This is a genomic window from Marinobacterium mangrovicola (genome assembly GCF_004339595.1).
Taxonomy (GTDB): domain Bacteria; phylum Pseudomonadota; class Gammaproteobacteria; order Pseudomonadales; family Balneatricaceae; genus Marinobacterium_D; species Marinobacterium_D mangrovicola.
In genome coordinates, this window is record NZ_SMFU01000007.1 from 464,162 (window position 1) to 476,167 (window position 12,006).

Below are 12,006 nucleotides of genomic sequence, written 5' to 3' on the forward strand. Positions count from 1 at the left end.
GAGCCGGCTCTCTCAATAACAATAAGATGCTAAAAAGGTTGTAACTATGAAATTTAGTCGTGATCTCCTGCTGGCCAGCGCCGTTATGGCTGCCATGGGTACCAACGTACAGGCGGATTCCTTCCGCGAAGCGCTTACCGGCGGTAAGGTCAGCGGTGAAATCCGCAACGTCTATGTCGAGGGCTCTGCTTCCGATGCCCGGGGCGAAGCGGGGGCACTGAATAATTCTCATACCCTCGGTTCCGCACTTAACCTGAATTACGCCACCGGCAGTTTTCACGGCTTTAAGGCGGTAGTCGGGTTGCAGTCCGGCTGGGACTGGAACATCCATGATGAAGACAAGGGGCTGACCGTGGCCGGTGGTGAAGATGACAGCCGTGTCTCCATCGACTCCACCGATCTGCGACTGGCCTACCTGGAATATGCATTCGATAAGGAATTAACTGCAACCAGCCTGCGTATCGGCCGCCAGAAGATCGTCAGCCCGCTACTGATGAACAGCGGCGAGTTCGCCATGCAGGACTCCTTCGATGCGCTGGTGATCGAAAATCGCGACCTGCCGAATACCGTATTGAAGGCGATCTATGTGGATCGCTGGAACATGCGCTATGGCGACGATTCCAACGGCGCGGTAACCGAGGAAGATCAGGATTACGACGATGCGATCTACTCGCTCTACCTGAACAACAGCAGCCTGGCGGGCCTGAATATCGAAGCCCAGTGGCTTTCCAACGAGAACGACACACCGGCGGGCGATCCCCCGGCCGCGGTGGTTACCGCGGATCCCTACGATACCGGTTTCCTCGGCCTGACCTACAAGGTACCAAACTCCAGCTGGGTGCTCGGCGCGAAGGTGCTTACTGCCGATTACGAAAACCTGCCGGATACCGGTTACTGGGGCGTAAACGCCAAGACCACCATCGGCGGTGTTGAGCTGCAGCTGGGTTACACCTCGGTGGATGATGAGGCCAACTTCCCGGGATCACTGGGCCATGTGCCGATGTTCCGCAGCTATAAATCCGGCTTTATCGACGAGATCTTTGCTGGCCTCGATACCACCTCGATGAGTGTTGGCTATGGATTCGGGGTACCTGGCCTTAAAACCAAACTGATCTACTCGGGCTGGAAGCAGAGCGAAGAGGGCAGAATCAACAGCCGCAAGGATCTGGATGGCGGTTATGAAGCCGGCTTCGATATCCAGTACCAGTTCCAGGGTGTAGAAGGGCTCAGCGGCCGCTTCCGTACCTCCTACATGGACTTTGACCGTGATGCCGTCGATAACGACGATCTGCTCTACACCCGTATCCACCTGAACTACAAGTTCTGATGCAGTAACTGCTGTTGCAGCTGCAGGGGAGTCACCGCATTCCCCTTTATCCATCTGAGTTTTTGTACCCCCGCCGCTCACGCGACCTACTTTTTTGTATGCCGTCAAAATCTTAGCGTGAGCAGGCGGCTTTTTTCTGCCTGCAAACTTAACAACATCCAGCAGGGTGACTTGGTCGCGCAAGCAAGCCCGCGTTATCATGCGCCGCCTTAATGCCTGGCTATGCGGTCACCGTATGGCGACCGGCCCGGAAAGGCACGGGTAAGCCCGGCAAAACTCTACTGGATTTACAGCTATGAACGATTCTGACCGCCAAAACCTGATCAACCACCTGCGTGACAGCATCAAGGCCGCCTATCAGCAGGCCCTGGATGCAGATGCCCAGCTCGATGCCCTGGCCAATGAAAACCTGGCGCAGTTTGAATCCGTACTGAAACCCGGCAGCGGCTTTAGCTCTGAAGCGGTTCGCTTCCAGCCGTATGTTGAGGAACTGGGGCAGGACCTGTTGGCGCTTCAGGACAGCGACAACTTTACCGCCGATCTGGAAAAGCTGGCGCTGAAACTCAAACTGCTGCTGCAGACTTTGGCGCGTTTTAAAAGCTTCGATAAATAACTAGACAGGGGAGCGCATGAGTTTGGCGCCCCCTGCACTCAGACCTTTGGGAGCATCGCTCACAGCTTTGCTTAACCGCCGCCTTTCTGTTGTCTGTGCGGAGAGCATACGTGAGTACCTTCCGTAGCCGCGTTATGCGGTTGATGGAACTTCCTCAGTCTCGAGCGCCTATCTAGCTAATTTATAACTACGCCTGGCAATAAACGCGGTTTTTTAGATGGATTACAACGTAAACATGGCCATCGCTGATGATGGATACCGCTGGCGCACTGGGTTTCGGAGCAATGGCCGTCGATCGTCGATAGGGCCCCAGTCAACTGGCAGCGACAGGCAGTTCCTGGTCCATGTTTAACCGTTTTAGCGCGCTCTCCAACGCTTCGAAACAGCGCCTGTCTATCGCGGTACCGATCTCGGCTCGCATGATATCAAGCGCCCTGGGCACCGGGATCGGAGCGCGATAGGGACGGTCCGCGGTGATGGCATCGAAGATATCGGCGGTGGTTATAATGCGCGTCTCCATCTTAATCTCATCACCGCTGACACCCCTGGGATAGCCCTTTCCATCAAGCCGTTCATGGTGTGCCGCCGATACTCGTGCCAGCTCTGAAAATGCGCTGATCCGCGACAGTATCTCCTCGGTGAAACGGGCGTGGTCGCGCATCGCCACCCACTCTTCATCATTCAGCTTACCCGGCTTATCCAGAATCGAGTTGCTGACCCCAAGCTTGCCGATATCGTGCAGTAAAGCGCCGCGCTTGAGCCAGCGGCGTCGGACCGGGTCGATATCCAGCGCTTCACTGATCAGGTCGGTGTAGAGTCCCACGCGTTCACTGTGGCCAGCGGTATAGGGGCTCTTGGAGTCCACCACCTGACCAAAGGCCGCAGCGATCTGATCCATATAGTCGTCATCGAGGGATATCTCGTCATGCGCTGGCTCAAGAGCCAATACTCGCTGGGCCAGATCCTCGCTGCTCAATGCCGCCCAAAACGTCTCGTCATCGGCAAACGACTGCAGCGCCTTAACCAGTTCCGGGTCAAACCAGCTCCCTTTGCGCGCACTCACTTCGTCAATTGCGGCCTGAGCGCCATCGGCGACCTGAAAGACATCCACCACCTGCACCAGCAGCGCAATCCGCGCATAGAGGGGGATCTGCTCACCGGCAAGGTGCTCAGGTTTGCCCTTACCGTCCCAGTGCTCGTCCAGCGCGTGGATACCCTGAGCGACCGCCTCCGGAAAGCGCAGTTGGCGTGCGATGCTTGCGCCACGCTCGCAGCGGGTCTGGATCAGCTCGTTAGCGAGCTCCTCGCCATCGCGCATAATCGTGAGAATCGTGCGGAAGCGCTCCGCCACTCCCGCTGTCAGTCCGGTATGGCCCAGTACGAAACGCACCACCTGTGACAAGCTGCCATCGACACGCTTGAAATCGTGCTTGAACGTGAGATCGTCGGTTCGGTAAAGCTCGCAGATACGCGCAGCGTTGCTGCTGCAACCCAGATCCTTTAGCAGCAGGGTGTAGTAGAGCTCCCAGCGCTGCTCAACGGACATGCCGATCTGCTCTGCGATGCGCATTCCGATCCAGCAGCAACGCATACAGTGTCCTGCAGGTTGCCCCTCGGTCATGTCCAGTGCATGGCTGAGCGCCGCGATCAGTTCCGAAAGCTTCATCCCATCGCCAACGGTTGATTCAAATCGATTCACAGTCTCTCCCGCCTGTAGTTGCTGAAGCATCCCGTCAATGTAGACCTTTTATGGATATGAAACACACACAATTGATAAATTAAACTCTTATAATTCATAAGATTATGCTTCATCAATGGTGAAGCATACGAGCCTCACTCGTAAATCTAATGGCTGATGAGCAGCCACATAGATCTCGAAGCAGTCGCGCATACACTCATGGGACAGTTTCCAATGTGGCAAGAAAACTCGTCAGAGTTATACCTGTGCGACTGCTAAATCAGCAATTTAATGACCTCTCAGCTCTGGATATTTCCATGGAGCAGCACCAACGGCGAGATAGCCGACGCTGATATCCTGGACGGCAGTATAATGAGAGCGGTGTTTACTTGATCGAAAGCATACGAAGAGCATGGATTCGTTTTACGCCGTAATCAGCTTGAACGTTTTATTGGAGTGACTGAACCTTGGCCGATTCATCAACCAACCGATCACTGGAACGCGGCATCCTGTTGCTTAAACTGATCAATCGGCTGGGAGGAGTGACTCTGAGCCAGCTTGCTCGCGAGGCGGATCTGCCAAAATCCACGGTACGGCGACTGTTGCTGACGCTGCTGGATCAGCGCCTGATCCGCAAAAGCCTCGCCGATGGCCTCTACCGCTGCAATATCTTCCTGCCGCTGGAAAAAGACTACCAGCTCCCACCCCACGTCTGGCGGCTTTGTGATGTAGCCACACCGGTGATGCTTCGTTTGGTAGACGAAGTGCGCTGGCCTTCGGACCTGTTCGTGCGAGAAGGGATCTGCATGCGCTATATCGAAAGCACCCGCACCAGTACCCCGATCTCCCTTTACCCAAGCCGCCTCAATATCAAGGTGAAAATGCTCTATTCGGCAGGCGGCCGCACCTATCTGGCCTATTGCCCGGATGCGGAACGGCGAGAGCTGATTGAGACGATCCGCAAGGAACAGCCCTGCGATATCACCGACGAGGGGATCGACCGCATGATCGAACAGATCCGCCAGCAGGGCTACGGCACTCGCCAACCCGGTTACACCGGTGAAACCAAACCGGACGATGGCCTCAGCGTGATCGCCGTACCGGTTCTTAACGGCTCGCAACTGCTCGGTTGTATCAGCCTGATCTGTGTACGTGACTACATGACTGAGGCAAGGTTTGCAGAACGTCATCTGGCCGCGCTGCAGAGCGCAGCGCGGGAGATAGGGGAGAGGTATGGGCAGGCGGATTCGGAAGACTGAAGGCCAGTAGAAAGTAGGCTTGCGCTCATTTTTACCCGGAAAAAATCGGTCTTTGCCAAGCTTGATGGCAAGAGTTTTTGAGCAGGCCGATAGACTCTTGCCAAAAAAGCTTCCACTCTAATCAACCCGCAATACAATCTTACCTTGCAGATGGCCGCTCGCGGCACGCTCATGAGCGGCGGCGGCCTCAACTAATGGGTAAACAGAGTCGATGACTGTTTTTATGGTGCCGTCATTAAAAAGCCCGGCTAACGTTTGAAGCTGGCCACCATGAGAGCGTACCTGGGTTGCTGACACGGTAATATTGCGCGCTTCTGCCTTGGCGTAAGCATCAAAGCCAAGTGGGTAGGCCAGAAAGAGTGCGCCAGCCGGTTTGAGGGTTTGCAAAAACCGTTCAGCATGCTGTCCTCCCACTGTATCCATCACTAAATCCAAATCGCTGAAGCGCTCTCCCACATTGGTCTGGGTGTAATCAACCACTTCATCAGCGCCGAGTTCGTGCAACAGGTTTTGGTGGCGTGAGGAGGCAACGGCTATCACATGAGCTCCCTGCCATTTGGCCAGCTGAACCGCGTAGTGACCAACGCCACCGGCGGCACCGTTAATCAATACTCGTTTGCCTTTTAACGGCACAGGCTGGTGAGGCTGGCTTTGAAACGGGTTGGCAGCGGTATGGCCCTGCTCAATCAGAAATTGCCAGGCCGTGAGTAATGACATCGGAGCCGCTGCCGCTTGAAGGTGGTCAATCCTCGCAGGTTTTAACGCAACCTCAAGGGCCGGTGCGGTCACGTATTCGGCATAGCCGCTACTGTCGCCAAGCATTCCTTCGGGAAATCGGACCATGGCATAAACCTCGTCACCAATGGTAAAGCCCTCCACATCCTCGGCTATGGCTTCTATTACACCTGACACATCGCTACCCAGGATTAGCGGAAATTTTACCGTTGGCTGCCACTCTGGCGGCAGATCCTTAAAGCCTTCTCGAAGGTACCAATCCGGAGGGTTTATCCCAATAGCATGCACACGAATACGCACTTCCCCGGGGTTTAGTTCCGGCAGGGGGGCTTGTTCATATGTTAATACTTGCGGGCCGCCGAATTGGTGCTGGCGAATCGCATTCATCATCCTGGTCATAACGGGTCCTCAATAGAGTGTGGAGGAATTAAATGCTACCGTTTGTGACGTAGGTTTATAATTAACGTGAATATCATCATAGTTGTGACATCATGGAACATATTGGTCTTGAGCGCTTAACCGGACTTATCGCATTTGCCAGGGCGGGAGATCTGGGGAGCTACTCTGCTGCGGCCCGCTCACTGTCGATTACGCCATCGGCGGTGAGTAAAAGCGTGCAGCGGCTGGAAAAGCAGCTCGGAGTCGCACTGTTCACCCGCACGACCCGGTCGCTGGTGTTAACCCCCGAAGGGCAAGAACTACATCAACGGGCTCGGCGTTTGCTATTGGCAGCTGAGGAGATTGAACAGGCTGCGAGCACATTGCGGGCGGAGCCTTCCGGTGTGCTGCGTATCGCCGCGCCTGTGCCGCTGGGCATTCACCTGCTGGCACCGGCATTGCCGGTATTTCGCAAGCAGTACCCCGATATCACACTGGATTTGCGCTTAAACGACCAGTTTGTCGATCTCGTAGAGGAGGGGATTGATGTTGCCCTGCGGATCGGCGATCTAGCCGACTCTCGGCTTTTATCCCGTCGCCTGGCTGAGCAAAAACTGCGCTGCTTTGCGACGCCTGACTACCTGGCCAAGCGCGGTACGCCCGGCCACCCCGAGCAACTGACAGAACATGACCTCATTAACCTGCGTTTCCAAAGCTCAGGGCAGATGCTGCGCTGGCCGTTTCAGCTAGACAGCAAGGCGGTTGAGCTGATACCGGATGCGCAGATCATTGTGGATTCGAGCGATGCCTTGCTTGCGGCTTTGTTAAACGGGGCGGGAATAGGGATGACCTCTCAACTCCTCGCTCGACCTTATCTTGAAAATGGCTCCCTGGTACCTGTATTGGCGTCATTTACCGTGGAAAACCGGGTGATAACCGCTGTCTGGCCTCAAAGCCGGCGTGCGAACCCCGCAGTACGCGCCTTTTTGGATTTTCTGCCGACCCTGTTTGCTTAGGCGCTCAGGCGCCCCAGCATCTGATTGGGGTTCTGATTCGGGTTCAGATTGTGGTTTCTCTGGTAGACTACGCCTTTGAATTATCGCCCCGCAGGAACACCCACCGATGAGCCAAGAACAACCGAATAACCCTTTGCACGGTCTGACCCTGGAGAAGATCCTGGTGCGCTTGCAGGAGCACTATGGGTGGGAAGGATTGGATGAAGAGATTCGGATCAACTGCTTTTATAAAGATCCTTCCATCAAATCCTCTTTGAAGTTTTTACGCAGAACGCCCTGGGCGCGAGAAAAGGTTGAAGCGCTTTATATTAAAACCTTCTGCCAGTAAAACTTGTATCGCGTCAGGGCCCACATCAGGTTTCCGCTATAAGCTTAGCATGACCTCCCGCAGGGAAGAGGGCACACCGCGGAAATACGCAGTATTCAGATCGTGCAGATCGCAGTAGAATCGCCACCTTTAAGATCATTTCGGAGAATTCACCGCATGGGCAGAGCGTATCAGAACCGCAAAGAGTCGATGGCCAAAACCTCGGACATGAAGGCCAAGCTCTATAGCCGTTACGGGCGCGAAATCTATGTCACGGCCAAGTCGGGCGGTACTGACCCCGATGGTAACCTGGCGCTGCGCGGCCTGATCGATCGTGCAAAGAAGGAACAGGTTCCTGCGCACGTTATCGAAAAGGCGCTCGACAAGGCCAAAGGTGGTGGCGGTGAAGATTACTCTCCGGCGCGTTACGAAGGTTACGGCCCCGGTGGCAGCATGGCGATTATCGAGTGTCTGACCGATAACCCGAACCGTACTTTTGGCGACGTGCGCCAGGCGTTTACCAAGACCAAGAGCAAGATTGGTACTCAGGGCAGCGTTAGCCACATGTTCGATCACTGCGCCATTTTCGTCTTCTCCGGCGACGATGAGGAAGCGGTGCTTGAAGCGCTGATGGAAGGGGACGTGGACGTCACCGATATCGAGAACGAAGATGGTAAAATTACCGTCTTCGCTCCAAACACCGAGTACTTCAAGGCCAAGACCGCACTGATCGAGCGCTTCGGCGAGATCGACTTCGACGTCGATGAGATCCAGTTTATCCCGATGAGCTACACCAGTCTTGAAGGCGACGATGTGGCGCTGTTCGAGAAGTTTATGGCGATCCTGAACGATCTGGACGACGTGCAGCAGGTTTACCACAACGTCGAGATGTAATCGCGGCTGACTGCGGTCTGTTCAAGGTCCCACAACGGGAACGTTAAGAGGAGGTGCCAAGGCGCCTCCTTTTCTATTTAAGGGCTGCTAAAACGGCAGATCACCGAACCGCGGTTCGTTATCAGGCAGTCACAGGTATTCAGAGGGTAGATATGAGCACCGAAACACCTGATCCACTGGTTTGCCCTCTTTGCGGCACTGCTAATGCCTGCGTCAATCTGGGCGAGAAAGATATCGCCCGCACCTGCTGGTGCAATGATCCGGATATCAAATTCCCGCAAGAGCTGCTGTCGCAGATCCCCGCCGAGAAAAGAGGCAAGGCGTGTGTTTGCCGTGAATGCGCGTTGAAGTTCCAGAACCGTCTGTCTGAGTAACTTGCGCTCATTCACGCTGGCCTCTCCGAAAGCCAATCGCCTAAGGACAGCGCTGCAGTCAGGAGCGCCTGCGGCGACGCCCCTGATCTTTCGTGAGTTTTAGCGGTTAGCGTTTCAGCATGTTGCCCTGGTATTCCAGCTCAATAGTTTTCTTAATGGATTTGTCTGAACCTCTGTCGGTACCGTTGACCGAAGAGGTGGTCATGGCGAAGGTATACAGCGTGTGCGCCGCCGCATCGGACATCTGGTCCAGCGCTTCAAAGCTATAGTTGTCGAAGGTGTCGCAGGCCAGGTGGTAGCAGGGGTCCAGCTGTTCGCCGGCGGTCCCGCCATAGATCGCTTCCTGCTCCTCTGTTTTCAGTTCCTCCGCCCCGGTGAACAGGCCACCGGCCGGGATGCCCACCTCGATAAAGGGGCCGTAGTCGGAGCGACCGTCAAAGGCGGTGGGTTCGCTCGCTAAGCTCTGGCTGTCGAAATAATCCTTGAAGACTCTTTCGATATTGGCCGAGCCATTGGGGCCCGATATACCCGTGGCCGAGCCGTCGCCATCATAGATAAAACGGACAAAGTTGGGTGATGCCACCATATCGAAGTTGAGATTCAGCGCGGTGTTCTTGATCTCGCGCTTGGTCAGATTGGCGACGTAATGCTCGGCACCCAGGAGTCCCGCTTCTTCCGCGCCCCACCAGGCGAAACGCACCTTGTTGACCGGTTCACCCATGGCGGCCAGTTGCAGCGCCAGTTCCAGAACCATGCCGGAGCCGCTGCCGTTGTCGTTGATACCCGGGCCTTCCGATACAGAGTCCAGGTGTGCACCAGCGACAACGAGGCGATCATCGCGGCCTGCAGGGGTATCCGCCAGCAGGTTGGCAGTGGTCCGGTTCTCGGAAATCGCATCGACGAAGATGCGGCTTTCCACACCGCCAGCAGCAAGTTCAACACCGATATCAAAGGCAGCGCCCACCACCGGTATTGCGATGCTGGGTTCCTGTAGAGTGCCAAGGAAGTTATCGGTTCGTCCCGGTTGGCCCTCGTTAAAGATAATCACGCCGGTCGCGCCAGCGGCCGTGGCGTTCTGTGCTTTGATCAGAAAGCTGCAGCTGCCGCGCTGGATAACAGCGATATTGCCGGGGGAGAAACCTGCGAAGTCTTCGGGTTCACAGCCGCTGGTTGAGCTGTTGGCATCGCTGCCCGGCGGCAGCAACAGATCGACAGCTTCAGCTATAGCCGTCACGTCTCCGCTGCCGGAGTAGGTCATGGTGGCAAAGCCGTCTAAGCCAAAATAGGGGTAGATGAACGGATCAGGTGAGAGCTGCTCCAGGACCGCGGCTTGCTGCTCTTCGAAGTAAGGGTAATCGAACTCCTGTATCCATACCTCGTAGCCGGCACCCTCCAGCAGACCTTGCACGTACAGCAGGGATGCCTGGTAGCCAGGGCTAGATGCTTCTCGGGTTCCGCCGTTGGCATCGGCGATACTTTGGAGCTCCAGCATATGGTCAAGAATACCCGCCGGGCTTACGGCATCGCGATAGGATTCTGTATCAATGGGCACGGCGGAGTAGCTTTGCTGGGCGGCGAGTATCGCCGAGACGATCAGGGTCGTTTTCAGCAGTCTCATATGGACTCCTTGTGAAGCACTGCACCGAATCCAACGCCAGAAGCACTTCAGTGTCGGGGATCAAATGCTGGGCCTGTGTGTGGCGGCGCTATCCTTGGCTGCGAGGCACAACGGGCCATTAGGGGGTGGCGAGTCCGTTCGCGGTTCGATAGGCAATTTGCAAGCCGGTACCCGCAGGCTTTTGAATTGGTGAGGTTTTTTGATTCAGCGAGGGACGGCGTGAGATTAAGTGTTAAGCGGGCGATACGATTGCGTTGGAATACGCTTGGCAATTTTTATTTAAATTTATGATATTTAAATGTTTTTCTTGAGAATCGGCTGTTTCGATTCCGATACAGATGTATCGATAATGTTACAGCCGAGGAAGCAGGTCTTGGCACGGCTGAGCTTCTGTCTCTGTTTGGGGGCTCTCAAAAGGGTGGTAAGGAGAAACCGTTGATTGAGTCAGGTTTCTCTGCAGACGATTTCCCCTTCATTTAGACAAAACTGATCTATGCTGCATTGGGTGTTTCATGTGTAGGCAATGACGCCGCTACTCAACAATGGAGTGTTGACATGAACAAGTATGGCGCTGAGTTTTTTGGTACTTTCTGGCTGGTCCTTGGCGGTTGCGGCAGTGCCGTGCTGGCCTCGGCTTTTCCCGGTATGGGCATTGGACTGCTGGGAGTTTCCCTGGCCTTTGGCCTGACCGTTCTGACCATGGCGTTCGCCATTGGCCACATCTCCGGTTGTCACCTTAATCCGGCTGTCTCAATTGGGCTGTGGGCCGGTGGGCGTTTTCCGGCGAGCGAATTGTTGCCCTATATCCTTGCCCAGGTTTTTGGCGGCATAGTAGCGGGTGCGGTGCTTTATATTATTGCCAGTGGGCAGCCGGGGTTTGAGCTGTCTTCGGGCTTCGCCTCCAACGGTTATGGTGATCACTCTCCGGGCGGGTACAGCCTAATGGCGGCTCTGGTGTGCGAAGTGGTGATGACCCTGATGTTCCTGATCGTGATCATGGGCGCCACCGACGCCCGCGCGCCGGCCGGGTTCGCCCCGATCGCTATCGGCCTTTGTCTGACACTCATTCATCTGATATCCATCCCGGTCACCAATACCTCGGTCAATCCTGCGCGCAGTACCGGCGTGGCGATCTACGTGGGTGATTGGGCCCTGGCGCAGCTGTGGTTGTTCTGGCTTGCACCGATTGTGGGAGCGATACTGGGCGCAAGTATTTACCGCTTTATCGGAGCGGAAAAGCCAGCCCGGCAGGCGAGTCTCGCCGTTGAGTGATCCTGGCGGCAGGGCTTTCCGCTAAATGGGGAGCCTTGCTCTTACCTCCAAACTCTTACCTCCAAGCTCTTACCTCTAAGCTTGATGAGGTCTAAGCCCCTTAGTCCTAAACCCTACTAGCTCGAATGCCGCCTGGCCCTTTGGCAGGCCCCGAGTGCTGCGTTAAATGCCGGGCTTGCGGCTTCCTTTCGCCTTATCCCGTTTCGCTTTGAGATCTCCCGGTCGCGCGGCTGGCTTAGGGTTTTCAAATTCTTTCGCCTGGCTCTCTTTATTTTATGAAACGTTATAATGTAACATTTATAGAAATCGAGCCGTTGCCTGGAACATCCCTCAATGAAACCTTTCTCCTTGAAACCTCGCGATCCGTTTAGCTTCTCATTGTTTGCCTTGCCGGTTATCCATCGTTTTGCCGGCATTACGCTGCTGCTTGCAGTGCTCTGGATCGCTGTTGGTTGGGCCGTCTCTCTGCCTTGAAGCCTTTCTTTGCCAGACAGCTTTAACAGCCAACTTTACCAGCCAGTTTTAAGAGCCACCT

12 protein-coding genes are annotated in these 12,006 nt (G+C 55.3%); 9 read left to right on the forward strand and 3 right to left on the reverse strand.

Annotation, left to right across the window (positions count from 1 at the left end; genetic code table 11):
• Positions 1–46 precede the first annotated feature (46 nt).
• A complete protein-coding gene (locus CLV83_RS02980; RefSeq protein ID WP_132287283.1) occupies positions 47–1,327 on the forward strand; it encodes an OprD family outer membrane porin in 1,281 nt (426 codons plus the stop codon).
• 295 nt (positions 1,328–1,622) lie between these two features.
• Positions 1,623–1,940: a prephenate dehydrogenase gene (locus CLV83_RS02985; RefSeq protein ID WP_132287286.1), complete on the forward strand. Its 318-nt coding sequence runs from the start codon at positions 1,623–1,625 to the stop codon at positions 1,938–1,940.
• A 313-nt stretch (positions 1,941–2,253) separates the two neighbouring features.
• Here the strand turns inward: CLV83_RS02985 and CLV83_RS02990 are convergent, their stop codons facing one another.
• The gene (locus CLV83_RS02990) at positions 2,254–3,639 is read right to left on the reverse strand and encodes an HD-GYP domain-containing protein (protein ID WP_279387516.1); all 1,386 of its coding nucleotides are present in this window, start codon (positions 3,637–3,639) and stop codon (positions 2,254–2,256) included.
• 446 nt (positions 3,640–4,085) lie between these two features.
• Between CLV83_RS02990 and CLV83_RS02995 the strand changes: the two genes are divergently transcribed.
• Positions 4,086–4,877 (forward strand): IclR family transcriptional regulator domain-containing protein, encoded by a 792-nt coding sequence (locus CLV83_RS02995; RefSeq protein ID WP_132287292.1) that lies wholly within the window; start codon positions 4,086–4,088, stop codon positions 4,875–4,877.
• 117 nt (positions 4,878–4,994) lie between these two features.
• Here CLV83_RS02995 and CLV83_RS03000 read toward each other — a convergent pair whose 3' ends face one another.
• Positions 4,995–6,011 carry an NADP-dependent oxidoreductase gene (locus CLV83_RS03000; protein WP_132287295.1) on the reverse strand — a complete coding sequence of 339 codons (1,017 nt, stop codon included), beginning with the start codon at positions 6,009–6,011 and terminating at the stop codon, positions 4,995–4,997.
• A gap of 92 nt (positions 6,012–6,103) precedes the next feature.
• On the opposite strand from CLV83_RS03000, the gene CLV83_RS03005 reads away from it, so the two are divergent.
• The 4 genes from CLV83_RS03005 (at position 6,104) to CLV83_RS03020 (ending at position 8,581) form a co-directional block, all read left to right on the forward strand.
• Positions 6,104–7,006: a LysR family transcriptional regulator gene (locus tag CLV83_RS03005; RefSeq protein ID WP_132287298.1), complete on the forward strand. Its 903-nt coding sequence runs from the start codon at positions 6,104–6,106 to the stop codon at positions 7,004–7,006.
• Between the two features lie 106 nt (positions 7,007–7,112).
• Positions 7,113–7,334, forward strand: a complete 222-nt coding sequence (locus CLV83_RS03010) for a VF530 family protein (RefSeq protein ID WP_132287301.1) — start codon at positions 7,113–7,115, stop codon at positions 7,332–7,334.
• Between the two features lie 156 nt (positions 7,335–7,490).
• On the forward strand, positions 7,491–8,207 hold the full coding sequence (locus CLV83_RS03015) for a YebC/PmpR family DNA-binding transcriptional regulator (RefSeq protein ID WP_132287304.1): 717 nt from the start codon (positions 7,491–7,493) through the stop codon (positions 8,205–8,207).
• Between the two features lie 152 nt (positions 8,208–8,359).
• On the forward strand, positions 8,360–8,581 hold the full coding sequence (locus CLV83_RS03020; RefSeq protein WP_132287307.1) for a cysteine-rich CWC family protein: 222 nt from the start codon (positions 8,360–8,362) through the stop codon (positions 8,579–8,581).
• A gap of 106 nt (positions 8,582–8,687) precedes the next feature.
• On the opposite strand, the gene CLV83_RS03025 is transcribed toward CLV83_RS03020, so the two are convergent.
• Positions 8,688–10,199, reverse strand: coding sequence for a M28 family metallopeptidase (locus CLV83_RS03025; protein WP_207894699.1), 1,512 nt, complete (start codon positions 10,197–10,199; stop codon positions 8,688–8,690).
• Between the two features lie 555 nt (positions 10,200–10,754).
• Between CLV83_RS03025 and aqpZ the strand changes: the two genes are divergently transcribed.
• A complete protein-coding gene (gene aqpZ, locus CLV83_RS03030; RefSeq protein WP_104002498.1) occupies positions 10,755–11,471 on the forward strand; it encodes an aquaporin Z in 717 nt (238 codons plus the stop codon).
• A gap of 333 nt (positions 11,472–11,804) precedes the next feature.
• A complete protein-coding gene (locus CLV83_RS22550; protein ID WP_165900223.1) occupies positions 11,805–11,945 on the forward strand; it encodes a hypothetical protein in 141 nt (46 codons plus the stop codon).
• The last annotated feature ends 61 nt before the right edge of the window (positions 11,946–12,006 follow it).